This window comes from uncultured Albimonas sp., assembly GCF_963977235.1.
GTDB lineage: Bacteria > Pseudomonadota > Alphaproteobacteria > Rhodobacterales > Rhodobacteraceae > Albimonas.
On record NZ_CAXBOD010000062.1, the window covers coordinates 1 to 25,664 of the forward strand.

The 25,664-nt window shown below is 73.7% G+C and carries 26 protein-coding genes and 1 tRNA gene; 20 read left to right on the forward strand and 7 right to left on the reverse strand.

Features of this window, described 5'->3' with window-relative positions:
- Positions 1 to 248 precede the first annotated feature (248 nt).
- Entirely contained in the window at positions 249 to 1,067 is an 819-nt protein-coding gene (locus AAC134_RS19965) for a folate-binding protein (RefSeq protein ID WP_339950893.1), read from the reverse strand.
- A 178-nt stretch (positions 1,068 to 1,245) separates the two neighbouring features.
- Here AAC134_RS19965 and AAC134_RS19970 point away from each other — a divergent pair, with 178 nt between their 5' ends.
- From AAC134_RS19970 to AAC134_RS19990, 5 genes are read left to right on the forward strand one after another with little or no spacing between them, the layout of a single operon-like run.
- Entirely contained in the window at positions 1,246 to 2,571 is a 1,326-nt protein-coding gene (locus AAC134_RS19970; protein ID WP_339950894.1) for a dihydroorotase, read from the forward strand.
- Positions 2,568 to 4,019 carry an MFS transporter gene (locus tag AAC134_RS19975; RefSeq protein ID WP_339950895.1) on the forward strand — a complete coding sequence of 484 codons (1,452 nt, stop codon included), beginning with the start codon at positions 2,568 to 2,570 and terminating at the stop codon, positions 4,017 to 4,019. Before AAC134_RS19970 ends, AAC134_RS19975 begins: the two co-directional genes overlap by 4 nt.
- Positions 4,016 to 5,311, forward strand: a complete 1,296-nt coding sequence (locus AAC134_RS19980) for an MFS transporter (RefSeq protein ID WP_339950896.1) — start codon at positions 4,016 to 4,018, stop codon at positions 5,309 to 5,311. The genes AAC134_RS19975 and AAC134_RS19980 overlap by 4 nt, the downstream gene beginning before the upstream one ends.
- Positions 5,311 to 5,988 carry a TIGR04283 family arsenosugar biosynthesis glycosyltransferase gene (locus AAC134_RS19985; RefSeq protein ID WP_339950897.1) on the forward strand — a complete coding sequence of 226 codons (678 nt, stop codon included), beginning with the start codon at positions 5,311 to 5,313 and terminating at the stop codon, positions 5,986 to 5,988. Before AAC134_RS19980 ends, AAC134_RS19985 begins: the two co-directional genes overlap by 1 nt.
- Before the next feature lie 58 nt (positions 5,989 to 6,046).
- On the forward strand, positions 6,047 to 6,637 hold the full coding sequence (locus AAC134_RS19990; protein WP_339950898.1) for a TIGR04282 family arsenosugar biosynthesis glycosyltransferase: 591 nt from the start codon (positions 6,047 to 6,049) through the stop codon (positions 6,635 to 6,637).
- 85 nt (positions 6,638 to 6,722) lie between these two features.
- Here AAC134_RS19990 and AAC134_RS19995 read toward each other — a convergent pair whose 3' ends face one another.
- Positions 6,723 to 7,718: a complex I NDUFA9 subunit family protein gene (locus tag AAC134_RS19995; protein WP_339950899.1), complete on the reverse strand. Its 996-nt coding sequence runs from the start codon at positions 7,716 to 7,718 to the stop codon at positions 6,723 to 6,725.
- 172 nt (positions 7,719 to 7,890) lie between these two features.
- On the opposite strand from AAC134_RS19995, the gene AAC134_RS20000 reads away from it, so the two are divergent.
- The 12 genes from AAC134_RS20000 (at position 7,891) to AAC134_RS20055 (ending at position 17,672) form a co-directional block, all read left to right on the forward strand.
- Positions 7,891 to 8,982, forward strand: coding sequence for a hypothetical protein (locus tag AAC134_RS20000; RefSeq protein ID WP_339950900.1), 1,092 nt, complete (start codon positions 7,891 to 7,893; stop codon positions 8,980 to 8,982).
- A gap of 236 nt (positions 8,983 to 9,218) precedes the next feature.
- A tRNA-Leu gene (locus AAC134_RS20005) sits at positions 9,219 to 9,305 on the forward strand.
- Between the two features lie 95 nt (positions 9,306 to 9,400).
- Positions 9,401 to 9,634: a hypothetical protein gene (locus tag AAC134_RS20010; RefSeq protein ID WP_339950901.1), complete on the forward strand. Its 234-nt coding sequence runs from the start codon at positions 9,401 to 9,403 to the stop codon at positions 9,632 to 9,634.
- A gap of 74 nt (positions 9,635 to 9,708) precedes the next feature.
- Positions 9,709 to 10,320, forward strand: coding sequence for a ribonuclease H-like domain-containing protein (locus AAC134_RS20015; protein ID WP_339950902.1), 612 nt, complete (start codon positions 9,709 to 9,711; stop codon positions 10,318 to 10,320).
- Between the two features lie 73 nt (positions 10,321 to 10,393).
- Positions 10,394 to 11,368: a KpsF/GutQ family sugar-phosphate isomerase gene (locus tag AAC134_RS20020; RefSeq protein ID WP_339950918.1), complete on the forward strand. Its 975-nt coding sequence runs from the start codon at positions 10,394 to 10,396 to the stop codon at positions 11,366 to 11,368.
- Positions 11,369 to 11,372: 4 nt separating this feature from the next.
- Positions 11,373 to 12,086, forward strand: coding sequence for an LPS export ABC transporter periplasmic protein LptC (lptC, locus tag AAC134_RS20025; protein ID WP_339950903.1), 714 nt, complete (start codon positions 11,373 to 11,375; stop codon positions 12,084 to 12,086).
- A gap of 74 nt (positions 12,087 to 12,160) precedes the next feature.
- Positions 12,161 to 12,709, forward strand: a complete 549-nt coding sequence (locus AAC134_RS20030) for an LptA/OstA family protein (protein ID WP_339950904.1) — start codon at positions 12,161 to 12,163, stop codon at positions 12,707 to 12,709.
- Between the two features lie 5 nt (positions 12,710 to 12,714).
- The gene (gene lptB, locus AAC134_RS20035) at positions 12,715 to 13,578 is read left to right on the forward strand and encodes an LPS export ABC transporter ATP-binding protein (protein ID WP_339950905.1); all 864 of its coding nucleotides are present in this window, start codon (positions 12,715 to 12,717) and stop codon (positions 13,576 to 13,578) included.
- A gap of 86 nt (positions 13,579 to 13,664) precedes the next feature.
- A complete protein-coding gene (rpoN, locus tag AAC134_RS20040; protein WP_339950906.1) occupies positions 13,665 to 15,176 on the forward strand; it encodes an RNA polymerase factor sigma-54 in 1,512 nt (503 codons plus the stop codon).
- A 183-nt stretch (positions 15,177 to 15,359) separates the two neighbouring features.
- A complete protein-coding gene (gene raiA / locus AAC134_RS20045; RefSeq protein ID WP_339950907.1) occupies positions 15,360 to 15,956 on the forward strand; it encodes a ribosome-associated translation inhibitor RaiA in 597 nt (198 codons plus the stop codon).
- A 98-nt stretch (positions 15,957 to 16,054) separates the two neighbouring features.
- Positions 16,055 to 16,519 (forward strand): PTS IIA-like nitrogen regulatory protein PtsN, encoded by a 465-nt coding sequence (gene ptsN, locus AAC134_RS20050; protein ID WP_339950908.1) that lies wholly within the window; start codon positions 16,055 to 16,057, stop codon positions 16,517 to 16,519.
- Between the two features lie 283 nt (positions 16,520 to 16,802).
- Positions 16,803 to 17,672, forward strand: coding sequence for a hypothetical protein (locus AAC134_RS20055; protein ID WP_339950909.1), 870 nt, complete (start codon positions 16,803 to 16,805; stop codon positions 17,670 to 17,672).
- 96 nt (positions 17,673 to 17,768) lie between these two features.
- Here the strand turns inward: AAC134_RS20055 and AAC134_RS20060 are convergent, their stop codons facing one another.
- The 4 genes from AAC134_RS20060 to AAC134_RS20075 form a co-directional block, all read right to left on the reverse strand.
- Positions 17,769 to 18,761 carry a serine hydrolase gene (locus AAC134_RS20060; RefSeq protein WP_339950910.1) on the reverse strand — a complete coding sequence of 331 codons (993 nt, stop codon included), beginning with the start codon at positions 18,759 to 18,761 and terminating at the stop codon, positions 17,769 to 17,771.
- A 258-nt stretch (positions 18,762 to 19,019) separates the two neighbouring features.
- Positions 19,020 to 19,265 (reverse strand): DUF1150 family protein, encoded by a 246-nt coding sequence (locus AAC134_RS20065; RefSeq protein WP_339950911.1) that lies wholly within the window; start codon positions 19,263 to 19,265, stop codon positions 19,020 to 19,022.
- Between the two features lie 53 nt (positions 19,266 to 19,318).
- Positions 19,319 to 19,732: an Hsp20 family protein gene (locus tag AAC134_RS20070; protein WP_339950912.1), complete on the reverse strand. Its 414-nt coding sequence runs from the start codon at positions 19,730 to 19,732 to the stop codon at positions 19,319 to 19,321.
- Positions 19,733 to 19,839: 107 nt separating this feature from the next.
- Entirely contained in the window at positions 19,840 to 20,355 is a 516-nt protein-coding gene (locus AAC134_RS20075; protein ID WP_339950913.1) for a hypothetical protein, read from the reverse strand.
- A 251-nt stretch (positions 20,356 to 20,606) separates the two neighbouring features.
- Between AAC134_RS20075 and AAC134_RS20080 the strand changes: the two genes are divergently transcribed.
- The gene (locus AAC134_RS20080) at positions 20,607 to 21,587 is read left to right on the forward strand and encodes a DUF808 domain-containing protein (protein ID WP_339950914.1); all 981 of its coding nucleotides are present in this window, start codon (positions 20,607 to 20,609) and stop codon (positions 21,585 to 21,587) included.
- Positions 21,588 to 21,814: 227 nt separating this feature from the next.
- Positions 21,815 to 23,638, forward strand: a complete 1,824-nt coding sequence (locus AAC134_RS20085; RefSeq protein WP_339950915.1) for an SLC13 family permease — start codon at positions 21,815 to 21,817, stop codon at positions 23,636 to 23,638.
- 28 nt (positions 23,639 to 23,666) lie between these two features.
- On the opposite strand, the gene AAC134_RS20090 is transcribed toward AAC134_RS20085, so the two are convergent.
- Complete coding sequence (locus AAC134_RS20090) at positions 23,667 to 24,863, reverse strand: MalY/PatB family protein (protein WP_339950916.1); 1,197 nt, start codon at positions 24,861 to 24,863, stop codon at positions 23,667 to 23,669.
- A 98-nt stretch (positions 24,864 to 24,961) separates the two neighbouring features.
- Here AAC134_RS20090 and def point away from each other — a divergent pair, with 98 nt between their 5' ends.
- Positions 24,962 to 25,486 carry a peptide deformylase gene (gene def / locus AAC134_RS20095; protein WP_339950917.1) on the forward strand — a complete coding sequence of 175 codons (525 nt, stop codon included), beginning with the start codon at positions 24,962 to 24,964 and terminating at the stop codon, positions 25,484 to 25,486.
- The last annotated feature ends 178 nt before the right edge of the window (positions 25,487 to 25,664 follow it).

Genomic DNA, 25,664 nt, shown 5'->3' on the forward strand with positions numbered 1-25,664 from the left:
GACCCCCGAAGGGGGCTTGTCCTTGACCGGGCCGGGCGAGTCGCTCAGGCATCAACAGCGAGGGACGGCTTCGGAGGACAGGCGCGGGCTCTGTTCTCTGGTGAGTTCGGAAGCGTCTTCCCCGCGCCGCAGGCGCGAGGCCGAAGCCGCGCCGCAGGCGCGAGACCGGAGCCGCGCCGCAGGCGCGAGGCCGGAGCCGCGCCTCAGGCGCGAGGCCCGAGCGAGCCCCGCCTCGCGAGGCTCCCGGCTCAGATCACGCGCAGCGTGGCCGCTCCGGCGGTCAGCTCGCCCCCGGCGCGATCGAGCCGCAGGTGCGCCAGCCCCTCGCCCCCGGCGACCGTGTGCAGGGTGCCGGCCGCGCGTCCGTCCTCCGACAGCACCTCGGTCCCCGGCGCCGCTTCCCCGTCCACCGAGACCCGCACCAGCCCGCGCCGCAGCTCGGTCTTGTGCTTCATGCGGGCGACGATCTCCTGGCCGACATAGCAGCCCTTGCGGAAGTCGACGCCGTTCAACCGCTCGAACCCGGCCTCGAGCACGAAGGTGTCGGGGGTCAGCTCCAGCCCGCTTTCCGGCGCCCCGACCGCGATGCGCAGGGCGTCGTAGGCGGCGGGCTCGGCCGGCGCCGCGCCCAGCCCCTCGAGCGCCGCGGCGGGATCGGGGGCGTAGAGCCGCCAGCCCAGTCGCGGGTCGCGCGGATCGGGAACCAGCCGCGCGCCTTCCGGCGCCTCGGGCGCGGCGTCGCCCCACAGCAGAGCGACGCCGAAGGGCGCGACCTCGATCCCGACCTGGCGGCGCAGGCGATACATGGCCAGCCGCTGACCCAGCGCCTGGGCCTGGTCGCGGGAGACGTCGATCAGCAAGGTCTCGGGCCCCTCGCCCAGCACGAAGAAGTCCGACAGGTACTTGCCCTGGGGCGTCAGCAGGGCGGCGTAGACCGCGCGCGTCTCGCTCGCCTGGCGGATGTCGTTGGTCACCAGGTCCTGCAGGAAGCCGCGCGCCTCGGCGCCGGTCAGGCGCAGCAGGACGCGCGCGGGGACCAGGCCGGAGAGAGAGGCGGCAGAGGGCATGGGAAGACTCCGTTCGTCGAGATCGTCGCTGCAGGCAACATAGGGGTTCGCAAGCGCCGGCGCACGCCCCGCTCGGCGGCTCGCCCGGCCCCGCGCCGCGCATTCGCGCCTCGCCCCGCTCGCCTCACCGCGCCGGCGCTGCTAGAGGGAAGAGCCTGCCAGAACAATGGAGCCCGCCATGACCGCCCCCGACCTGATCCTCAAGAACGGAACGGTGGCGAACCACGACGGAATCGGGCTCGCCGACGTGGCCGTCCGGGACGGAAAGATCGTCGACATCGGCGACCTTGCGCATCTCTCGGCCGGCGAGGCGATCGACTGCGCGGGCCTGCACATCCTGCCCGGCGTCATCGACAGCCAGGTGCATTTCCGCGAGCCCGGCGCCGAGACCAAGGAAGACCTCGAGAGCGGGGCCCGCGCCGCGGTGATGGGCGGGGTGACGGCCGTCTTCGAGATGCCCAACACCAACCCCACCACCACCACCTACGAGGCGCTCGCCGACAAGATCGCGCGGGGCCGCGCGCGGATGGCCTGCGACTTCGGCTTCTGGTTCGGCGCCTCGCCCGGCAATGTCGAGCTGCTGGCGGAGGCCGAGCGGCTGGAGGGCTGCGCCGGCATCAAGATGTTCATGGGCAGCTCCACCGGCACGCTGCTGGTGGCGGGCGACGACGACGTGCGCCAGGTGCTCGCCCACGGCCGCCGCCGCGTCGCCGTCCACTCGGAGGACGAGTTCCGGCTCGAGGACCGCAAGCATCTGCGGGTGGAGGGGGATCCGACCTCCCACCCCGTGTGGCGCGACGCCGAGGCCGCGCGCCTGTGCACCGAGCGGCTGATCCGCCTGTCGCGCGAGACCAACCGGCGCATCCACATCCTGCACATCTCGACCGCCGACGAGATCCCGATGCTGCAGGCCAACAAGGGCCTGGTGACCTGCGAGGCCACCCCCCACCACCTGACCTTCACCACCGAGGACCACGCCCGCCTGGGGACCCTGATCCAGATGAACCCGCCGGTGCGCGACGCCTCGCACCGGGCGGGCGTCTGGGACGGGCTGCGGCGCGGCGTGATCGACGTGCTCGGCTCCGACCACGCCCCCCACGAGATGGAGGCCAAGGAGAAGGTCTACCCGGCCACGCCCTCCGGCATGCCGGGCGTGCAGACGCTGGTTCCGGTGATGCTGGACCATGTGGCGAAGGGCCGGCTCAGCCTGCAGCGCTTCGTGGACCTGTCCAGCCACGGCCCGCAGCGGATCTTTGGAATTGCCGGCAAGGGGCGCATCGCGGCGGGCTACGACGCCGACTTCACCATCGTCGACCTGAAGGCCCGCCGCACCATCGAGAACGACTGGATCGAGAGCCGCTGCGGCTGGACCCCCTACGCGGGGATGGAGGTGCAGGGCTGGCCCGTGGGCACGATGATCCGCGGCCGTCGGGTGATGTGGGAGGACCAGCTCCTCGCCCCCCGCGGCGGCGAGCCGGTGCGCTTCCAGGAAGGGTTCTCGTGACGCGAGACCCCGGCGACGACCAGGACCGCCGCCCGGGCGCCGAGCCCGGACGCGAGGCGGCCGCCTCGGCGCAGCCGACGTCGGCTCGGCCCTCGACCCCTGCGCCGGACGAGGGCCGACCGCCCGCGCAGGCGCGCCGTCACGAGGTGCCGCCCGAGGCTGCGGGACGCTCTCCCCGCCCCTCGGGCATGGCGCTGGCCGCGGCGCGCTCGGACGCGCGGCCCCGCGGGGTGGACGAGGGCCGGACCTCGCTGATCTTCGTGGCGCTGATGGCGGCGCTGGGGGCGACCAACGCCGTGGCGGTGGACATCGTGATCCCCGCGCAGGGCCTGATCGCGCAGAGCTTCCAGCTCGCGCCCGGCGAGGGCGCGCAGTGGACCGTGTTGGCGATGTTCGCCGGCGCCGCCGTCTCGCAGCTGGTGCTGGGGCCTGTCGCCGACGCCTGGGGGCGGCGGCGCGCGGCGTTCCTGGGGCTGGCGCTGGCCTTCATCGGCGGGCTCGCGGCCGCCGCCGCGCCGACGTTCGAGACGCTGATCGCCGCCCGCCTGCTGCAGGGGCTGGGCGCGGGCGGGCTGCGGGTGGTGGGCCTCGCGATCATCCGCGACCAGTGCTCGGGCGACCGGATGGCGCGGGTGGTCTCGCTGCAGGCGCTGATCTTCGAGCTGATCATGTTCTTCACCCCCGTGGTCGGCCAGCTGATCGTCGAGTTCGCGCACTGGCGCCTCGGCCTCGCGCTGACCGCGGTGCAGGCGGTGGCCACGGCCGTCGCGTTCCACCTGCTGCAACCCGAGACGCTGGACCCCGCCCATCGCCGCCCGCTGGCCTTGCGCGCCGTGCTCTCGACCTATGCCGGGGTGCTGCGGATGCGCCCGGCGATGGGGGCGGCGATGGCGATGGCGGTCAGCTTCGGGGTGCTGGCGACGTTCCTCAGCTCCGCCCAGCCGATCTTCGGCGAGGTCTACGGCCTCGGCTGGGGCCTGCCGGCGGTGTTCGGAGCGATGACGGCGTTCTTCGTGATCGCCGCGATCGTCAACGCGCGGCTGGTGGTGCGGCTGGGGGCGCCGCGGATGGCGCGCATCGGGCTGACCAGCTGGGCCGTCTCGGGCACGGCCGGGCTGATCGTCTTCGCGCTGGCCTTCGAGGGCGTGCCGCCGCTGTGGCTGCTGCTGGTCTGGCTCTCGCCGACGCTCTCGATGTTCGCGATCCTCTACGGCAACCTGCTGGCGACCGCGCTGGCGCCTCTGGGGGATCGGGCGGGCTCGGCCTCCTCGGCGCTGGCGGCCTCGGGGACGCTGGCCGGCGTGGCGCTGGGGGCGCTGACGTCGGGGATCTTCAACGGCACGGTGCTGCCGCTGGCCGGGATGCTGGGTTTTGCGGGCGTCGCCGGACTGGCCGCGATGCGCTGGGGCGGCCTGGGCCGCGAGAGCCATGGGAAGGGCGAGGCATGAGCGAGCGGCCGCCCCCCCGCGCCGAGGCCGCCGGCCACGCGCCCCGCCCCTCGGGCCTGGGCGCCGCCACGGCTCGCCGGCAGCCGCAAGGCGGCCCCGCCTCGGGTCCCGAGAAGGCGGCGGCGGGCTTCGTGCTGCTGATGGCGGCGCTGGGGGCGATGAACGCCTTCGCCGTCGACATCGTGATCCCCGCCCTGGGCGCCATCGCCGCGGGCTTCGGGATCGAGGGCGGCAGCGATCCGCAATGGGCGATCCTGGCGATGTTCCTCGGGATGGCCTGCTCGCAGCTCTGCCTCGGGCCGGTCTCGGACCGCTGGGGACGGCGGCCGGCGATCTTCGTGGGCATGGCCGTGGCGCTGGCGGGCGGGCTGCTGGCCTCGCTGGCGCCGAGCTTCGGCTGGCTGGTGGCGGCGCGCTTCCTGCAGGGCTTCGGCACCGGCGGGCTGCGGGTGGTCAGCTATGCGATCATGCGCGACCGGTTCTCGGGCGATGAGATGGCGCGGGTGGTCTCGCTGACCAACACGGCCTTCGTGCTGATGGTGTTCACCGCCCCGATCTTCGGCCAGCTGATGGTCGAGTTCGCGCACTGGCGCTGGGTCTTCGCGGTGACCGCGCTGCAGGCGCTGGCCACGACCGTGTGGTTCCACATCGCCCAGCCCGAGACGCTGACCGAGGCCGCGCGGCGCCCGATCTCTCCCGCCGCGGTGGCGCGGACCTTCCTCGAGATCCTGCGGATCCGGGCGATGCTGGCCTCGGTGATCGCGATCGCGGCGGTGTTCGGGGCCTTCGCCACCTTCCTCAGCTCGGCCCATGCGGTGCTGGGGGGGATCTACGGGCTGGACTGGGGTCTGCCGCTGGCCTTCGGCTGCATCTCGGCCTGTTTCGGAGTGGTGAGCTTCGCCAACTCGCGGCTGGTGACGCGCCTGGGGGCCGAGCGGCTGACCCGCGGGGCGCTGACCCTGTGGGCGGTCTCGGGGCTGGGCGGGGCCGCGGTCTTCGCCACGGTCTTCGACGGGGTCCCGCCGCTGGTCCTGTTCATGCTATGGCTGGGGCCGACGCTGGCGCTGTTCGGGATCCTGTTCGGCAACCTGCTGTCGATGGGGCTGACGCCGATGGGCGACCGGGCGGGCTCGGCCTCCTCGGTGCTGTCGGCGTCGGGGACCTTGTGCGGGGTGGCGCTGGGGGCGGTGATGGCGGAGCTTTGGGACGGCACGGTGCTGCCGCTGGCGGGGATCATCGGGGCGGCCGGGCTGGCGGGCCTGGCGGCGATGCGCTGGGGCCGGGTCGGCTGATGCCCGCGCCGCTGTCGATCGTGATCCCCACGCTGGAGGCCGCGGACGAGCTGGGCCCCTGCCTTGGCGCGCTCGCCACCGCCCTGACCGAGGGGCTGATCCGCGAGGTGATCCTCACCGACGGCGGCTCGCGCGACGCCATCGCCGAAGTGGCCGACGCCGCGGGGGCCGAGCTGATCGTGGGTCCCCCGGGGCGCGGCGGCCAGCTCGCCCGCGGGGCCGAGGCCGCGCGCGGCGAGTGGCTGCTGTTCCTGCACGCCGACACGGTCCTCTCCCCCGGCTGGTCCGAGGCGGTGCGCCGCCACATGGAGGCCGCCCCCGACCGCGCCGGCTTCTTCCGCCTGCGCTTCGACGCGCGCGGCGCGCCGGCCGCCCTCGTCGCCGCCTGGGCCAATTTCCGCGCCCGGCGCCTGGGCCTGCCCTATGGCGACCAGGGGCTGCTGGTGCGCGCCGCGGTCTACCGGCGCGCCGGCGGCTATCCCGACCAGCCGCTGATGGAGGACGTCAGCCTCGCGCGGCGCCTGCCCCTGTCGCCGCTGGGCGCCGAGGCGACCACCTCCGCGCGCCGCTATCGGGCCGAGGGCTGGCTGCGCCGCGGCTGGCGGAACCTGAGCACCCTCGCCCTCTACTTCCTGGGCGCGAGCCCCGAGCGGCTGGCCCGCCGCTATGCCCGCTAGGCGGGGCGCTCCGCCCCCCGGCCCCGCGCGCGTGCGTCCCGGCGCCCCGCGCCCTACGGTGATCGTGTTTGCCAAGACCCCGCGGCCGGGCCGGGTGAAGACCCGCCTCGCCCGCGGCGTCGGCCCGATCGAGGCGGCGCGCTGGTATCGCGCGCAGACGCGGGCCTGCCTGCGCCGGCTGGCCCGCGATCCCCGTTTCGACCTGGCGCTCGCCGTCTCCCCCGACGCCGAGGGGCTGACCACCCGCGCCTTCCCCCCCGGCCTGCGCCGGTTCGCGCAGGGGCCGGGCGACCTGGGGGCGCGCATGGCGCGCGCGCTGCGCGGACCGGGTGCGGGGCGGGCGCGCTGGCGCGGCCCGGTGCTGCTGATCGGATCCGACATCCCCGGCGCGACGCCCGCCGTTCTGGCCCGCGCCCTGCGCGCGCTGGGCGGGGCCGAGGCGGTGTTCGGCCCCGCCGTCGACGGCGGCTTCTGGCTGGTGGGCGCGCGCAACGGCGCGGCCCTGCCCGCGGGCCTTTTCCAGGGCGTGCGCTGGTCCGGCCCGCACGCGCTCTCCGACAGCCTCGACACGCTGGGCGGGCGCCGCGTGGGCGTCGCCGACACGCTCTGCGACGTGGACGAGGCCGCCGACCTCCCCCGTCGCGCGTAGGGCGCATTTCAATGCGCCATGCCGGCACGAAAACGGCCGCGGAGGGCGCCCCTCCGCGGCCGTTTCGCGATCCGGCGGGGCCGTCTCAGGCGCCGCGCATGTTCTTGGCGCTCTCGGTCAGGCGGGAGTACTGGCCCTGCGGGCGGTAGGCGTAGAGATAGCTCTCGAGGATCGCCTCCATCGAGGTCGGGTCGATGCCGAGGTCCTTGAGGCCCTTGGCGTCGTCGGCCACGACATTGTCCACGCCCAGCTGCGCGATCTGGTCGTCGGTCAGCGTCTTGTTGACGTAGAGCCCGCCGGTCAGCGACTGCGCGAAGCCGAGCATCGAGGCGGGGATGCCGGCGAGCCCGGCCGGCAGGTCCACGATCATCCGGCGGCGGCGGGTGATCTTGAGCATCCGCTCGATCAGGGCGCGCAGGGTGGCGACCTCGGGGCCGCCGAGCTCGTAGATCCCGCCCGGCGCCTCGCCGGCGGCGGCCTTGGCGGCGGCCTCGGCCACGTCGCCCACATAGACCGGCTGGAACTTCGAGGTCCCGCCGGTGATCGGCAGCACCGGGGACATGCGGGCCATGGCGGCGAAGCGGTTGAAGAACTCGTCCTCCATCCCGAAGATCACCGAGGGCCGCAGGATCACCGCGCCGGGAAAGGCGTCGAGCACCGCCTTCTCGCCCGCGGCCTTGGTGCGGGCGTAGTCGGACGGGCCCTGCGCATCGGCGCCGATGGCCGAGATCTGCACGAAGCTCTGCGCCCCGGCCTCGGCCGCGGCCTTCGCCACCCGGGCGGCGCCCTGCGCCTGCACCGACTGGAACGACTGCTTGCCGACCTCGGCCAGGATGCCCACGCAGTTGACCACCGCGGTTGCGCCCCTGCAGGCCTTGGCCACCGAGGCGTCGTCGCGGATGTTGGCCTGCACCGGCTCGACCTGGCCGACATCGCCGTAGGGGCGCAGGAACATCGCCTCGTTCGGGCGGCGCACCGCGGCGCGGACCCGCCAGCCGCGGCGGGCCATGCGCTGGGCGACATAGCGGCCGACGAAGCCGGAGCCGCCGAAGATGGTCACCAGAGGGGCGGACTGGGTCATGCGCCTGGCTCTCCCGATGCTGCTGCGGACCGGACCTCCGCCCTGGGGGGGAGACGGTCGGAAATTCACGCGGCGCGCGGGCGCGGGCGCCCGGACGCGGCCACGGTTTTCCTCTAGTCTCCGGGGCGCGCCGGAACAAGGCGGCAATTCGACGAATCCGCAGGGGACCTTCATGGCAGATCGCGCGATCCTTCCCCCCGAGCCTCCTGAATCCGGCGACAGCCCGGGCGCGAGCCTGCTCCTGGCGCTGGGCGACGGGGCCTGCGGGGCGCTGGCCGCGGCCGGACGGCCGGGCGCAGCCCCGCTGCGCGACGAGCTCTCCTGCGGGCCGCTGGGCGGGCTCGAGGGGCCGGGCGAGGACGCCGCCTGGGCCGAGGCGCGGGCCGGGTTCTGGACCGCGACGCTCAAAGGCCCGCCCGTCTCCGCCCCCGGGCCGCAGGTCCCCGAGCCGGGCGCGGCGATCCCCGCCGACCTCGCCGCCCTGCGCCGGGGGCTGGCCGGCGCCGAGCAGGCCGAGTTCGCCATGGCCGCCTCGTTGCAGGAGATCCTCGCCCTGGCCTTCCTCGCCCGGATCGCGGCGCAGGAGGGCGCGCTCGCGCGGTTGAGCGTGCGCGTCCACGCGGGCCCCGAGGCGATGGACCCGGCCGTGGAGGGGGGCGGCGTCTCGCAGGGGCTGGCCGCGCTGCCGCGGGCGACGCTGGCCGCCCCGCCGCCCGCGCGCCCGGCGGCCCCGATGGCCGAGGCGCTGGACGAGATCTGGACGGCCGTGACGGCGACCGACCCCTCGGACCTTGCGCGGCTGGCCGCCCGCCCGCCCGGCGCCTGGCCCCTGCCCGGCGTCGCCGCGGCGCTGGCCGCCCGGCTGGCGCGTTTCCCCGACGCCGAGTCGGGGCTGGCGCGCGAGGATGCGCTGCTGCTGGCCGCGACCGGCGACGACTGGACGCCCGCCGCGAAGATCCTGGGCGCGGCCCTGCGCGCCAACGTCGGACCCGACCGGCTGGGCGACCTGTGGCTGGCCCGGCTGCTGGGCGAACTGGCCGATCCCGAGGTCGCCCCCGCGGCGGTCGAGTGGAAGGGCGCCGCCCGCAGCCTGCGCGGCGCAAAGCTGCGGCGCACCGAGCAGGGCCGCAGCCTGCTGGCCGGCGAGGCCTTCCGCCTGACGCAGGGCCGTTTCCGGCGCGAGATCGGCGGCGTGAAGCTGGACCTGCCCGAGGGCCGCCTGTGGCTGCGCGAGGGCCGCGACCTTCGCCCCCTGCGCCGCTGACCCCCTGCCGAGCCGGCCGCCGCACCCCGGCGCCGGGCCGGCCGCCGTCCCTCGGGCCGAGTCGGTCGCTCCCCTCGTCCGAACCCGCGCCGGAGCCTCGGAGGACGGGCGCCGCAGCGGCCGCAGGGGCCCTGCGGCGGGAGAGCGCGGGCCGGCTCGCGCCTTGCTCGGAAAATCCGTGCGCACCCTGTTGACACCCCCCGCGCCACCCAATAAATCCCCGCTCCACGACACCTGCCCAGGTGGCGGAATTGGTAGACGCGCCAGCTTCAGGTGCTGGTTTCTGTATGGAAGTGGAAGTTCGAGTCTTCTCCTGGGCACCAGTCGCTTCCGCCCCGCCGAGGTCACCCTCGGCGGGGCGGTCGCGTTTCGGGCCCCTGATGTCTCCTCCCCCTCTCGCTCCGAAGCGCCCCCGCCGATGGCTCCGACGCTCAAGGTCGTCGCCGTCGCGAGAGAGGAGCCCGGCGCCCGCCGCGAGATCCTCGCCTCCACCCCGCTGGACCACATGGGCGTCGAGGGCGACGCCCTGATGGAGAGCTGCTCCGCGCGTTTCGGCGTCAGCCTCGAGCGCTGTCGGCGGCCCTTCCACACGGGCGACGAGGGCTCTCACCCCGGCAGCTCCGAGACCGCCCCGAATCGCCGTCCCGGTTGATCTTCGCGCCGCCAGCGGGCATGACCGGCGCCGACGCGGGCCGGGGTGACGGCTCGGAACGCCGGAGGCGCGCGATGACCGTCCATTCCCACGAAGGCGACCTTCCCGACGGGCTCGACCTGGGCCCCGTGGTGGCCATCGACACCGAGACCATGGGCCTGCGCCCGCATCGCGACCGCCTGTGCGTCGTGCAGCTCTCGGCCGGCGACGGGGACGCACATGTGGTGCGCATCCCCCTCGACGCCCCCCGCGCGCCGAACCTCGAAAAGATGCTCGCCGATCCGAACGTGCTGAAGCTGTTCCATTTCGGGCGCTTCGACATCGCCGTGATGGCGCATCGCTGGGGCGTCCTGGCGCGGCCCGTGTGGTGCACCAAGATCGCCTCCAAGCTGGTGCGCACCTACACCGACCGGCACGGCCTCAAGAACCTGTGCGCAGAATTGCTCGACGTCGACATGTCCAAGGTCCAGCAGAGCTCGGACTGGGGCGCGGAGGCGCTGAGCGCGGCGCAGCTCGAGTATGCGGCCTCCGACGTGCTGCACCTGCACCGGCTGAAGGCGGAGCTGGAAACCCGGCTCGAACGCGAGGGGCGCCTTGAAATCGCGGCCCGCTGCTTCGACTTCCTGCCGGACCGGGCGGCCCTCGATCTCGCGGGCTGGCCGGAAGAGGATATCTTCGCCCACTGAGCCCCCCGGAGAAGGCGGACCGCCCGTGACCCAGACCCAGAGCCGCCCGCCCGCCGAGGCGCGCGCCAGAGACATGGAGATCGGCCGCCGCGTCCTGCGGCTCGAGGCCGAGGCGCTGACGGGCTTCGCGCAGACCCTGGGCGACAGCTTCGCCGACGCGATCGAGATGATGCTGGCCTGCGAGGGCCGGATCGTGGTCTGCGGCATGGGCAAGTCGGGGCATGTGGGGCGCAAGATCGCGGCCACCCTGGCCTCGACCGGCACGCCCTCGTTCTTCCTGCACCCGGCCGAGGCCAGCCACGGGGACCTCGGGATGCTGACCCGCGCGGACGTGGCGCTGGTGCTGTCGAACTCGGGCGGCACGCCGGAGCTGGCGGACGTGATCGCCCACTGCAAGCGCTTCGCGATCCCGCTGATCGGGATGGCCTCCCGCCCCGAATCGGCGCTGCTGACCCAATCGGACGTGGCCCTGCTGCTGCCCCGCGCGCCCGAGGCGTGCTCGGTCGGGCTCGCGCCCACAACCTCGACCACGCTGGCGCTGGCGCTGGGCGACGCGCTGGCCGTGGCGCTGATGGAGCGCCGGCAGTTCACCGCCGAGGGCTTCCGGGTCTTCCACCCCGGCGGCAAGCTGGGCGCGCAGCTCATCAAGGTGCGCGACGTGATGCACGCGGGCGCCGAGATGCCGCTGGTGCCCGAGGACGCGGCGATGTCCGACGTGCTGCTGACCATGAGCCAGAAGGGCTTCGGCATCGCCGGCGTGACCGGCGCCGACGGCGCGCTGATCGGGGCGATCACCGACGGCGACCTCCGGCGCAACATGGACGGACTGCTGGAGCGTCGGGCCGCCGAGGTCTGCTCGCGCGATCCGCGCACGATCCGGCCCGACGCGCTCGCCTCCGAGGCGCTGGCGCTGATGAACCGGCGCGAGCGTCCGGTGCTGTGCATCTTCGTGGCCGACCCCGCCGCGGGCCCCGCCCCGGTGGGCATCATCCACGTCCACGACTGCCTGCGCGCCGGCGTCGACGGCGGCGCCGGCGCGGGGGGGTGAGGCCATGCCCCCCGCCCCGCGTCGCGACGTCTCGGCCTACTCGCGGCTGGTGCGGCGGCTGAAGATCGGCCTGCCGCTGCTGGCGCTGGCGCTGTTGTCGGCGATCTTCCTGCTGCCCGGCCGCGACAATCTGGACCTGGGGCTGGTCTATTCCTCGGCCGACCTGATCAAGCTGGGCGAGGGGCTGTCGGTCTCTCGCCCCCGGTTCGAGGGGTCGACCGCGCAGGGGGAGCCCTTCGTGGTCGAGGCCGAGATGGCCACCCCCGACGGCCCCGACCCCACGCGGGTCGAGCTTGACGCCCCCCGCGCCGCCTTCACCCAGGCCGAGGGTCGGCGGATCGACATCGCGGCCCTGCGCGGCGCCCTCCACCCCAAGTCCCAGGCGCTGGCGCTGGAGGGGGCGGTGAAGATGACCACCTCGGACGGCTACGAGGTCACCACCGAGCGCGTCGAGGCCGACCTAAAGCGCGGCGAGGCCGAGGCCCCCGGCCCGGTCAGCGCGAGCGGGCCGGCCGGCTCGATCGAGTCCGGGTCGTTCCGCGCGCGGCGGGTCGAGGCCGCGCCGGAGGCGGGGTCAGGGACCGGATCCGGAGCCGGCGCGGACGGCGAGACGGAAACCTCCCGGTCGGAGACGCTTGGCGGGCTCCCTCCGGGCGACTATCTTTGGTTCGAGAACGGCGTCCGGGTCACCTGGAAGCCGGCGGCCGAGGTCGAATGAGACCGCGAGGCCAGGGGGAAACGGGCCGCCGCCGCGCATCCTGCGCGCAGGCCCCGCGATACGGGACGTCGAGCATGAGCTTCGAATTGGCGCCGCGCCATCGGGTCGCCGCCCTCGCCATGGCCGCCACGCTGGCCGCAAGCGCCGCAACGGCCCAGTCGGGGGACAATCCCTTCGGATCGTTCAAGCACGATTCCAACCAGCCCATCGAGATCACCGCCGACAGCCTGGCCGTGAACAACCAGGCCCAGACCGCCACCTTCACCGGCGAGGTCGTGGCCGGCCAGGGCACGCTGCGCCTGACCGCAAACAAGGTCACCGTGAACTACGGCGGCGGCGCGGGAGGCGGCGGAGAGGCCGCGCCGGGAACCGGCGAGATCGACAGCCTGCGCGCCGAGGGCGAGGTGTTCCTCAGCTCGGGCGCCGAGACGGCGAGGGGCGAGTGGGCGGAATACGACGTCTCGGGCGGCGTGGTGACCATGGGCGGCAACGTGGTGCTGACCCAGGGCGAGAACGCCATCTCGGGCGAGAACCTGCGAATCGATCTTAACGCCGGCGTCGGCGAGATCTCCGGCGGGCGGGTCAAAAGCGTGTTCTCGCCCCCCGCGCAGAACGGCGGCTGAACGTCATGGCCGACGGCGAGACCGGCTTCCGCGCGACCTCGGCCGGCTATGCGGCCCATCCGGCTGGGGGCGAGGTTGCGGCCCCCCCGGCTGCGGGCGAGGTTGCGGCCCGCCCGGCTGCGGGCGAGGTTGCGGCCCGCCCGGCGGCGGGCGGGCTGACGGTGCGCTCGATCGGCAAGGCCTACCGGCGGCGGCCGGTGGTGCGCGACGTCTCGCTGTCGCTGTGCCGCGGCGAGGTCGTGGGCCTGCTGGGCCCCAACGGCGCCGGCAAGACCACCTGCTTCTACATGATCACCGGCCTGGTGCCGGCGGACTCGGGCGTGATCGAGATCGACGGCTCGGACGTGACCGAGCTGCCGATGTATCGCCGCGCCCGCCTCGGACTGGGCTATCTGCCTCAGGAAGCGAGCATCTTTCGCGGGCTGACGGTCGAGGAGAACATCCTCGCCGTGCTCGAGCTGCATGTCGCCCACCGCGCCCAGCGCAACACCCGCCTCGACCAGCTGCTGGCCGAGTTCTCGATCACCCACCTGCGGCGCACCCCCGCCCAGGCGCTGTCGGGGGGCGAGCGGCGGCGGGTGGAGATCGCCCGCTGCCTCGCCTCGGATCCCGCCTACGTGCTGCTCGACGAACCCTTCGCCGGCGTCGACCCGATCGCGGTGGGCGAGATCCGGACGCTGGTGTCGCACCTCAAGGACCGGGGCATCGGGGTCTTGATCACCGACCATAACGTGCGCGAAACTCTGGGCATCATCGACCGGGCATACATCTTGCATGAGGGTCACGTCCTGATGAGCGGCGACCCCGACGAGGTGGTCGCGGACGCGGATGTCCGCCGGGTCTATCTCGGCGAGGGGTTCCGCATCTGACGCGACGCAGGGACCTGCCCGGTCCTTGATCGGCGCCCCCCGGGGGGCGCCGCGAGGGGAGAGACCGGGGTGGGAGCGACGGCCGCATGATCGGACCGCGCCTTGAACTGCGCACGTCGCAGCAGCTGGTGATGACGCCCCAGCTGCAGCAGGCGATCAAGCTGCTTCAGATGTCGAACCTGGAGCTCGGCCGCTTCGTGGACGAGGCGATCGAGCGCAATCCGCTGCTCGACCGCGCGCCGGAGGCCGAGACCGGGCCCGAGACCCCCGATCCCAGACGCGAGACGACCGAGCGGCTGGCCAGCGCCGACACCGCCCTGCGCGACGGGGCCGCCGACAGCTCGACCCAGTACGAGACCGGCGCCGAGCAGCTCTACGACGCCGACGCCTCGGGCCGGCGCGAGGGGCTGGGCGAGGCCGCCCCCGCCTCCACCTGGACCGCCCCCGTGGCGCGACCGGGCTCGGGCGGCGCGGCCGCCGAGCTGCCCCCGCTCGAGGAGACGCTGGGCGCCGAGACCACGCTGATCGAGCATCTGGCCGCCCAGCTCTCGCTGATCCGGGCCCCGCGCACCACCACCAACGCCGCCATGGCGCTGGCCGCCGACATCGACGAGGCCGGCTACCTGCGCATCGAGGCCGACGAGGCCGCCCGCCGGCTGGGCGTCTCGGAGCAGGTGCTCGAGGACGCCGTCGCCCTCCTCCACCAGTGCGAGCCTGCGGGCATCGGGGCGCGCAGCCTCGCGGAATGCCTCGCCCTGCAGCTGGCCGAGAAGGACCGGCTCGACCCCGCCATGCAGGCGATGGTCGACAACCTGCCGCTGCTGGCGCGGGCCGATTTCAAGGCGCTGAGCCGCCTGTGCGGCCTCGACGAGGGCGAGGTGCGGGAGATGGCGGCCGAGATCCGCGCCCTCGACCCCCGGCCGGGGCGCGAGTTCACAGCCCCCCCCGCGCTCGCCGCCGTGCCCGACGTCTTCATCAGGCGCAGCCCCGAGGGCGGCTGGATCGTGGAGCTGAACACCGACACCCTGCCCCGCGTGCTGGTCGACAACGCCTATGCCGCGACGCTGGCCCGGGGCGACGAGAAGGCCCGCGCCTTCGTCTCCGAATGCCGCCAGTCCGGCGGCTGGCTGGTGCGCAGCCTCGAGCAGCGGGCCCGCACCATCCTGCGCGTCGCCATCGAGATCGCTCGCCGCCAGGAGGCGTTCTTCGAGGAGGGCGTATCGGCCCTGCGCCCGATGACCCTGCGCATGGTCGCCGACGAGATCGGCATGCACGAGAGCACGGTCTCCCGAGTCGCCGCGGGCAAGCACCTGGCCTGCGAACGGGGGATTTTCGAGCTGCGCTGGTTCTTCACCCAGGCGCTGGCCTCGACCGACGGAGGGGAGGCGCACTCGGCCACCGCGATCCGCGACCGGATCAAGGGGCTGATCGACGCCGAACCGCCGCACAAGACCCTTTCGGACGACCGATTGACGGCAATTCTCCGCAACGACGGGGTAGATATTGCGCGACGTACTGTCGCGAAATATCGTGAGGGCATGAACATCCCGTCGTCGGTGCAGCGCAGACGTCTCAAGACCGCGGCCGCGGCCTCCTGATCAGGGGGCGCGGCGGTCGGGAGGCGACGGGAAATCCACCCCGCGCCGCTCGCAAACGGACCCCGCGCACCCCACCTGAAGGTCACGGCCGCTACGGCGCGGCGCAGCCGATCGCCCGGCGGCCGGGATGGCCGGAGGGGGCTTCCCGCCCCCCTCGGCGGCCAAGAGTGGAGGTCGGCCAGAATGCACATCCAGGTGAACGGCAAGCAGATCGACGTCGGCGAAGCCCTGCGCGGGCACGTCGAGGATCGTTTTCTCGCAGCCGTCGGAAAATACGCCGAGAATCCAATCGACAGCGTGGTGACCTTCTCGCGCGACGGGCACGAGACGGTGTGCGACGCGACCGCCCACCTGTCGACGGGGATGGTCGCCAAGGCCAAGGGCAAGGCGGTCGATCCCTACGCCGCGGCCGAGAGCGCGTGCGACCGGCTCGAGAAGCAGCTGCGCCGCTACAAGCGCCGCCTGAAGGACCACCACAAGGAGCGGCCGAACCCGATTCCGGCGCTCGAGGCGACGGGCTACGTGCTGCAGAGCTCGGCCGACGACGCCCACCACGACGAGACCTGGGAGGAGCCCGAGAGCCTCGATCCGATGATCATCGCCGAGATGCGCCACCCGGTTCAGGACCTTACGGTGGGCGAGGCGGTGATGGCGATGGAGATGGCGGGCGAGCCGTTTCTGCTGTTCAAGAACAATTCCCATGGGGGGATCAACGTGGTATTCCGCCGGCCCGACGGAAACATCGGGTGGATCGACCCAGCGAATCTTCCCGACAGCTGAATAAACCGGAACGTGAGCGAGATCGGGTCGAACCCGGCGGAGGCCGGCGCAGGGAGCGCCGGCCGCCTGCAGTTCCCGGCAGACCGAGAGACAGGCTTATGACCCTCGAGCAACTGATCGGGCCGGAGGCGCTCGCGCCCGCCCTGCGCGCCTCGAGCAAGAAGCAGCTGCTTCAGGAGCTCGCGGCCCGCGCGGCGGACCGCTTCAACCTCGACGCGCGCGAAGTGTTCGAGGCGCTGATGGACCGCGAACGCCTGGGCCCCACGGCCATGGGCCGCGGCGTGGCGATCCCGCATGCGCGGCTGGCCTCGGCCCCGCGGATCATGGGCTATTTCGCGCGGCTCGAGAAAGGCGTCGACTTCGACGCCGCCGACGGCGCGCCCGTGGACCTGGTGTTCCTGCTGCTGGCGCCCGAGGACGCCGGCGCCGACCACCTGCGCGCGCTGGCCCGCGTCTCGCGCCTGCTGCGCGACGAGGGGCGCTGCGCCAAGCTGCGCTCCACCCAGGACTCGAACGCGCTCTACGCGATCCTGGTAGAGACCCTGACCACCGACGCCGCCTGAGAGGCGCCGCAAGCCTTCCTGTTTCCTCGGCCGGCCAACCTGCCCCCCGTGCGCGCCCGTTTCGCGCGCGCCGCGCCCCCGCTCGCGCGCCCGTCGCGGGCCGGGCGCCGGCGCGGCGGATCCGGCGAGGGTCGCGCGTGGCGGGCGGGCGCCGGGCGCAAGGGGCGTCCCTGATGGCCAGGCGCGGCGCGTGTTGGGCTGAGCGGCGCGGGTGCGCGGGGGTCCGACGTCCCGACTGGACGAAGGCCGGGCCGCGGATCGCCTGGACCGGGCGGAGGGCGCTATGGAGTTCCTGACATCGATGGGGATCGCGCTGGCCGCCGGGGTCGCGATCTTCGCTGCGCTGGCCGCCGTCGCCTGGACCTGGGACACGGGTCTGCCCAAGGACAGCGCAGCGAGCTTGGCGCGGGCGCTCGCCCGCCCCGGACCTGCCGACGAGGCCCCCGCGCGGGAGGCGAGCGCGGCGTTCCTGCGCGCGGTCCTGGGCCCCGAGGCGCCCTTCGCTCGTTTCGCGGGGCGGGCGGCGGCGGCCTCGGCCGGGGCGCTGGCGGCGATGACGCTGATCTGGTTCCTTTCGATCCCCGACCTGCCGGCGAGCTTCCTCACCGACGGAGCCTCGCTGCGGCTGGTCCTGCGGCAGGTGATCCTGAACGGGTTCGTCTCGGCCTTCGCGATCACCTGGGCCTCCTGGACCGTGGCGGGCGCGAGGATCGGGCGGCTGGCGGGCGCGGGGCCGGGGCGCCTCGCGCTGCATCTCGCGCTCGACCTTCTGCTGAGGCTGGCGCTGCTTATGGCGCTGAGCACGGTGATCTTCGCCCTCTTCGCCCGGTTTGCGGGCAGTTTCGGCGGCTCGGTCGAGACGGCGGTCGCGGTGGTCCCCGAGACGCTGGTCTCGGCGCTGGCCTTCCGGGCGCTGTCGGGAGCGCAGGTCTATGCCGCGCTGCTGACCGGGTTCCCGTGGCTCCTGCTGCTGACGCTGCGCCTGGCGCCGCGGCCCTGGACGGGGGCGCTGTGGCGGCAGATCGCGCGGGCGCTTCCGATCGAGGACAAGCCGTTCCGGTTCCTCGGGATCCTGCTGGCGGGGGTCCTGACCCTCTGCGGCCTGACGGCGGCGCTGTTGCTGCGCACGCTGCGCGACGCGGCTCTCTGGTAGGCGCGCGGAGCGTGTGGGTGGCGGGCGCGGGGCGGGAGAGCCCGACCCCTCAGATCCCGACCGGAGAGGTCGCGCCTCGGCGCGCCCTCTCGCGTTTCAGCGCCCCTCGAGCGCCGGGCCGAGGAAGTCCCGGCTGATCGCAACCGGCAAGGTCCAGGCGTCGGGGCGATTGTAGTTCCCCGCCAGCACGATCATCGCCAGATCGAGGCCCCGGTTGATCGACAGACGCTGGCCGCCGTTGCCGAAGCCCGCGGCCCAGACCGGCGCCTCGCCCGGCGCGGTCCACCAGAAATAGCCGTAGCCGGGGTCGAACGCCTCCGGGCCGGTGGCGATGCGGGGGCGGAACGACTGCTCGATCCACGCCGCCGGGACAAGTTGCCCCCCGTCCGGCCCACGCCCCTGCGCCAGCAGCATCCGGGCGAGCCGCGCCAGCCCCCGCGCGCTCATCCGCAGGCCCGAGGCGGCCGAGGGCGCGCCGTCGAACCCCCGCGTCCAGGCCCAGTCCTCGATGCCCAGCGGCGCAAACAGGCGGGCCTGCGCGTAGGCGTCGAGCTCCATCCCCACGCCCCGCGCGATCACCGCCCCGATCAGCGCCGTGGCGCCGCCGGAGTAGGTCCAGACCTCGCCGGGCGGATGCGCCACGGGGCGGTCGAGCGCAAACCGCAGCCGGTCGGGCGCGAGCTCCATCGCGATCTCGCTGTTGCGCGGGTCGGAGTAGGGCAGGCTCTCGTCCCACTCGAGCCCGGCGGTCATGGTCAGCGCGTGGCGGATCAGGATGCCGCGGCGGGCCGGGTCCTGCGCGAGGTCGGGATATTCGGGGAAGGCCTCGACCAGGGGGGCGTCGAGCGGGGGTACGCGCCCCTCGGCGAGGGCGACGCCATAGAGCAGTCCGACCACGCTCTTGGTCACCGAGCGGAGGTCGTGGAGGGTGTCGGGCCCATGCTCGACCCGACCCAGGTCCTCGCCCCAGGCCTCGTCCTGACCGGGGAAATAGGCCTCGGCGAAGATCTCGCCGTCCTTGAGGACCAGAACGCCGTGCAGCCCCGCCAGCTCTCCGGCGGCGTGGGCCTCGGCCAATCGGTGTTCCATGCGCGCGCCCTCCGGTTCCGCGGCGGCGGGAGAGGCGAGAGCGAAGGCCAGCGCCGCGACGCGGATGGCGGGGCGTCGGGCGTGCGTCGTGCCTCGGCCTCACACCTCGGCGACCAGCATGCCATGCGGTCGCGACAGGCGCATTGCCGGAAAGACGCCGACGCCGTTGCGGGCGCAAGGGGCTCGCCAGGCCGCAATGCGCCGCGCCCCGGGGACGGGCCCCGGGGCGCGGATTGTCTCAGCGCGCTCGCGCCCCGCTCAGTGGACGCTGAGCGGCTGCTTGTCATGCTGGCGGGCCAGCGCGAAGGCGAGGTCCCGGTCGTCGGTCAGCGCCAGACGCGCGCCCTCGGCGTCGTGGATCGCGAACAGGCGGCGCGGCTCGCCCGCATCGTCGGCGGTGGCGCCGTCGGGCAGGCTCTCGGTCTCCTCCGGGCGCAGCTCGCGCACGTAGACGATGTCGCTCGGCAGTTCGAGGCCGGGCGCGGAATGGGTCTGGTCGCTCATGGCTGTCTCCTTCTCCTCGGCCCTGATCGCCCGCGCGGGCGATCTCGACGGCGTCACCCGCGGGTGATCTCGATGGTGCGCACGACCGTCTGCGGTTCGGAGCGCACCAGGTCGACGTGCAGCAGGCCGTTCTCGAGGCTTGCGCCGTCGACCTCCACACCTTCGGCGAGCACGAAACTTTTCTGGAACTGGCGCGCGGCGATGCCGCGATGGAGGAACACCCGCTCGGAGATGTCCTCGGTCTGCTTGCCGCGGATCACCAGCTGGGCGTCCTCGACGGTGATCTGGAGGTCCTCCTCCCGAAAACCGGCGACGGCCAGGGTGATCCGATAGGCGTTCTCGCGCCGCTGTTCGATATTGTAGGGCGGATAGCCGTCGTTCGACGCCTTTGCGGTGCGTTCCACGAGCCTGTCCAGTTGCTCGAATCCCAGCAGGAAGGGATGCGAAGCGAAGGTCATTCGCGACATTGCCAGTCCTCTCGCAAGCGACGTGACGGGCGGGCCCCGATCAGGCGACCCGCAGTCATCGATATGGGAGAGGGCGCGGGGAAAATCAATCGCGCGCAAGCGCGGTCCTAGCGCCCGGCCCCGTCCCCGCCCGAGCGCCGCTGGTTGGCCATCTGCGAGAAGGTCGAGGCGAAGAGGTCGCCGAACCCCGGCGAGGACGGTCCCAGCACCGCGCGCGAGGTGACCCGCGCGCTGCCCCGCGCCTCGCCCTCGACGCACCAGGCGACGGTGGCCGAGAGCGCGTCGGCCGAGGACCCGCCCACGCCGCCGCCCCCGTCTGCGCACAGCGCATCGGGCGAGGCGGCGCCAAAGCCCAGCGCCAGGCGCGGATCCTGGCCCGGCCCGGCCAGCGCGAACGCCGCGCCGCCTTCGGAGGCCGGCGCGCGCAGGGCGGCCGCGACCGCGGCGGGGGCGGCGCCGTCGGGCGGCGAGCCGGCCACCGAGATCACCGGCCGGCTGGCGAGGAACGCCTTGACCTGCTGGGCCGAGCCCGGCGAACGGTCGACCTGGCTGACCACGCCCGCCCCGGCGCAGCCGGCGAGCACAAGGGGGAGAAGCAGGCAGGCGGCGCTACGCGAAGTCATGGCGGCATCTCGGAAATCTCAACGGGGACGGCCAGCATGCGCCGCCTCCCTCACACCGGCAAGAAAACCGGAAGCACGGCTTCGTGAAGCGCGGCCCCGGCCTGCGGGAGGGTCGGCCCCGGGGTCCCGGACCGCGCGCCCCTGCGCCCCTCATGCGCGTCGCGCCGCCACGGCACTGGATCGCGGGCCCGTGGGGCGCTAGGTGAGGGGAACCGGCCCGACCTGCCGGGCGCCAGCCGACGGGAGCAGGGATGAGCGGACTTCTGGCCCTTCTGGACGACGTGGCGGCGATCGCCAAGCTCGCCTCCACCCAGATCGACGACATCGTGGGGCAGACCGCCAAGGCGGGCTCGAAAGCCGTCGGCGTGGTGATCGACGACGCCGCGGTCACCCCCAAGTACATCCACGGCATCCCCGCGGCGCGCGAGCTGCCGATCGTGATGCGGATCGCGCGCGGCTCGTTGTTCAACAAGCTGGTGATCCTGCTGCCCGCGGCTCTGCTGCTCGAGGCGTTCCTGCCCTGGGTGCTGACGCCCCTGTTGATGCTGGGCGGGTTCTACCTGTGCTTCGAGGGGGCCGAGAAGATCGTGCACGGCCTCAGCCCGCATGCCGACTCCCATGCGCAGGAGGCCCGGTCGCTCGACGCCGCCCACCTGGAAAAGACCCGCGTGGCGGGCGCGATCAAGACCGACTTCATCCTCTCGGCCGAGATCATGACCATCTCGCTCGCCGCGATCGAGACCGACACCCTCTGGGTCGAGGCGGTGGCGCTGGCGGTGGTGGCCTTCGGGATCACGGCGCTGGTCTACGGCGCCGTGGCGCTGCTGGTGAAGATGGACGACATCGGCCTGCGGATGGCCCAGGAGGGCGGGGCCGAGACCACCCGCGCCCTCGGCCGGCGGCTGGTCCAGGCGATGCCGGGCGTGATGGCCGCCATCGCCACCATCGGCACCGCGGCGATGCTGTGGGTGGGGGGCAACATCCTGACCCACGGCGTGGCGGCCCTGGGGTTCCCCTGGCTCTACGACACCATCCACCACCTGGGCGAGGGCGCGGCCGCCTCGCTGGGCGTCCTGCCGGGCCTCGTCGCCTGGTCGACCGCGGCGCTGGTCGACGGGGTGCTGGGCCTGGTCATCGGCCTCGCGCTGATCCCCGCCGCGACCCATGTCATCGGCCCGGTGGCCGAGCGGGTCGCGGCCCTGCTCCCTTCCCGCGGCGGCGAGGCCGGCTGAGCGCCTCGCCGGCGCGCCCGTCAGACGACCCCCTGGCCCCGGCGGCGTCGGGGCGCGGGAGACTCCGGGTCGGGCCCGTGGCGCGGGGCTCGAAGGCGCGCGCCTCCCGGGGACCTGGCTTCGGGGCCTGGCTTCGGGATCGGGACCGGGACACTGCGCGGGCCCGCCGCGGGCAAGGCGGCCAGACCGCGTGCTAGCCTGCCGCCGCACTCGCAGCGGAGCCCCCGATGACGTTCGATCTCGCCCTGGTCCTCGGCCTGCTGGTCGCGGCGACCGCCATGTTCGCGCTGAACCGGCCGCGCATGGACATCGTCGGCTTCCTGGTGATCGTCGCCCTGCCCTTCACCGGCGTGATCTCGGGGGCCGAGGCGGTGACCGGCTTTTCGGACTCCACCGTCCTGCTGATCGCCGCCCTGTTCGTGGTCGGCGAGGGGCTGGTGCGGACCGGCGTCGCCGCACGGATGGGCGACCTGCTGGCCGTGGGGGCCGGGACCTCGCCGTTCCGGATGCTGGCGCTGGTGATGATGGCCGGCGCCTTCGCGGGGGCGGTGATGAGCTCGACCGCCATCGTCGCGATCCTGATCCCGGTGGTGCTGCGCCTGTGCCGGATCCGCGGCCAGGCGCCGGGCGGGCTGATGATGCCGCTCAGCATGGGCGCGCTGGTCTCGGGCATGATGACCCTGATCGGCACGCCCCCCAACATCGTCATCAATGGCGAGCTCGCCCGCCGCGGGCACGAGTTGCTGGGCTTCTTCTCCTTCACCCCCATCGGCCTGCCGGTGCTGGCGCTGGCCATCGCCTGGATGTGGCTGATGCGCGGCACGCTGGCGCGCAGCGGCGCCCCGGCCGAGGCGGCGCGCGCCAGCCTCGAGGGTTGGGCCTCCGACTACGGGCTTACGGCCCGCGCCCGCCGCCTGCGGGTTCCCGCCGGCTCGCCGGCCATCGGCCGGCCGCTGTCGCAGATGGGGTTCAACGCCCGCCAGGGGATCACGCTCCTCTCGGTCGAGCGGCAGGCCCGCCTGTTCCGCCAGGTGGTCATGCCCCGGCCCGAGACGCTGCTGGCCGCGGGCGACGTGCTGACGCTCGACCTCGCGGAGCCTGCCTTCCCGCTGGACTCGCTGGCCCGGGCCGACGGGCTGGAGCCGCTGCCCGGCCCCGCATCCCTGCGCGAGTCGCTGGGACCCGAGATGGGCCTTGTCGAGGCGCTGGTCGCCCCGGCCGCCGACCTGATCGGCCGCTCGCCGGTCGAGTCGGCGTTCCGCAGCCGCCACGGCCTCTCGGTCGTGGGGGTCAGGCGCGGGCGCGAGATCGTGCCCGGCCCCGCCGCCGAGGCCCCCCTGCGCCCCGGCGACATCCTGTTGCTGGCCGGCCCCTGGACACGGATCGGTGAGCTGGCGCGCCCCGGCGGCGATCTGATCGCGCTGACCCTGCCTGCGGAGTTCGACGACGTGGCCCCCGCCGCCGACCGGGCGCCGTGGGCGATCGCGGCGCTGGCCGGGATGATCCTGCTGATGGTCACCGGCTGGACCAGCAACCTGCAGGCGGCGTTCCTGGCCTGCCTCGCGATGGGGGTGGCGGGCGCGATCACCATGGACGCGGCCTACCGGGCGGTCTCGTGGCGCACGCTGATGCTGATCGTGGGGATGCTGCCCTTCGCGCTGGCGCTGGAGCGCACGGGCGGGGTGACGCTGGCGGCCCAGGGCCTGGCGAGCGTCGCCGCCGACATGGGCCCGCGCGGCTGCCTGGCGCTGCTGTTTCTCGCCGCCGCGGGCCTGTCGATGTTCATCTCCAACACCGCCACCGCCGTGTTGATGGCGCCGGTGGCGGTGCAGCTGGCCGAGCGTCTGGACGCCTCGCCCCTGCCGTTCGCGATGATCACCGCGCTGGGCGCCTCGACCGCCTTCATGACCCCGGTCAGCTCGCCGGTGAACCTGCTGGTCACGGGGCCCGGAGGCTACGGGTTCGTGGATTTCGTGCGCGTCGGCGCGCCCTTTGCCGCCGCGGTGCTGGCGATCTCGGTCGGGCTGGTCCCGATCCTGCTGCCGCTGTGAGCGGGGGGCGCGACGCCCCCCCCTCGCCTCATTGCAGGTCGGAGAACGCCTCGGCCAGCCGCTCCACCGCCAGCTCGACGCGGGCCCGGGGGCAGGCGAAATTGAAGCGCAGGAAGCTCTCGCCCCCCTGCCCGAAGGCCGGCCCGTGGTTGGCCGCGATCCGGGCGCCTGTCTGGACCCGGTCGGTGAACTCGGCCGTCTCCATCCCCGTGCCCGAGAAATCCACCCAGCTCATGTAGGTGCCCTCGGGCCAGATCGAGCTCAGCCCCGGGATCGCCTGCACCCCCTCGTGGAACACCTTCCGGTTGCCGTCGAGATACGCCAGCAGCGCATCCAGCCAGGCGTCGCCATGACTGTAGGCGGCCGTGGTCATCTCCGGCCCGAGCGAGTTCGGCGAGGCCCCCGCCGTGGCATGTTTGGCCGAGACCTTGGCCCGCAGCTCCGGGTTGGGAATGAACAGCCCCCCGGTCATCCCGCCCGCCAGGTTGAAGGTCTTCGAGGCCGCGGCCGCGATGATCGTGCGGTCGGCGTGCTCGGGCGCGGCCAGCAGCGCCACGGTGTGCTTCGCGCCGGGCAGCACCAGGTCGTGGTGCACCTCGTCGCTCAGGAAGATCAGGTCGTGCTCGGCGCAGAACTCGGCCACCGCGCGCAGCTCATCGCGCGACCAGACCATGCCGCCGGGGTTGTGGGGCGAGCAGAAGATCAGCATCCGCTCGTCGCCCGTCAGCGAGGCCGCCAGCCCCTCGAGGTCCAGCCGATAGCGCCCGTCCTCGAGGACCATCGGCGACTGGTGGATGCGCCGGCCGTTGGCGGCGATGATCTTGTGGAAGGCGTGGTAGACGGGGGTGAACAGGATGATCCCCTCGCCGGGCTCCGAGACCGCCCGGATGCAGTGGCTGACGCCCGCGACCAGCCCATGGGTGGTCAGCATCCAGTCGGGATCGACCTCCCACCCGTGGCGGCGCCGCATCCAGCCCTGCACGGCGGCGAGATAGTCGGAGGTGTCGCCATAGTAGCCGAAGACGCCATGGGCGACGCGGGCCTGCAGGTCCTCGATCACCGCGGGGGCGGTGCGGAAGTCCATGTCCGCCACCCACATCGGGATGCCGTCCTCGGGCGAGACGCCATACAGCGCCTGCATCTTGTCCCATTTGGCGCAGTGGGTGTCGCGGCGGTCCACGGGGGTGTCGAAGCCGAACGGATCGGCGGGGGCGGCGTCGGCCATGCGGGGAAGCTCCATCCTAGCGTGGGGCGAGGCTAAGCCCGGGCGGCGCGCTCGGCAACCGCTTGACCCCTCCGCGGGGGTCGCATAACTGCGGCGGAATGAGCCTGCGACCGATCCTGATCCACCCCGACCCGCGCCTGAAGAAGGCCGCCGAGGCCGTGCCCGAGCCCGACGACGCCCTGCGCCGCCTGGTCGAGGACATGCTCGAGACCATGTACGACGCCCCCGGCGTCGGCCTGGCCGGCCCGCAGGTGGGGGTGATGAAGCGCCTGTTCGTGATGGACGTCGCGGGCAAGGAGGAGGCGCCCCAGCCGCTGGCCCTGATCAACCCCGAGATCCTGTGGCGCTCGGACGAGACCTCGACCTACGAGGAAGGCTGCCTCTCGATCCCCGACATCTACGAGGAGGTCACCCGTCCCGCCCGCGTCGCGGTGCGCTGGATGGACCCCGAGGGCGCCCCGCGCGAGGCCGAGTTCGAGGGCCTGGCCGCCACCTGCGCCCAGCACGAGATCGACCACCTCGACGGCAAGCTGTTCATCGACTACCTCGGCTCGGTGAAGCGCGGCCTGATCACCCAGAAGATGAAGAAGCTGAAACGCGAGCGCGCCAAGTCCGGCGAGTGACGCAGGCGCCGCGACGCCGGTCGCGCCCCTTGCCGCCCGCTCTCCCGCGGCGCGTCCCCCCCTCTGCGCCGTTCGCCACCGTCTCTCCGCCTCAGGCCACGCGCCGGGGCGCAACGCCCCCACCCCCTCGGCAAGCGCCTGTTCTCCGGAGCCGTCTCTCGCTGATGCCGGAAAGAGC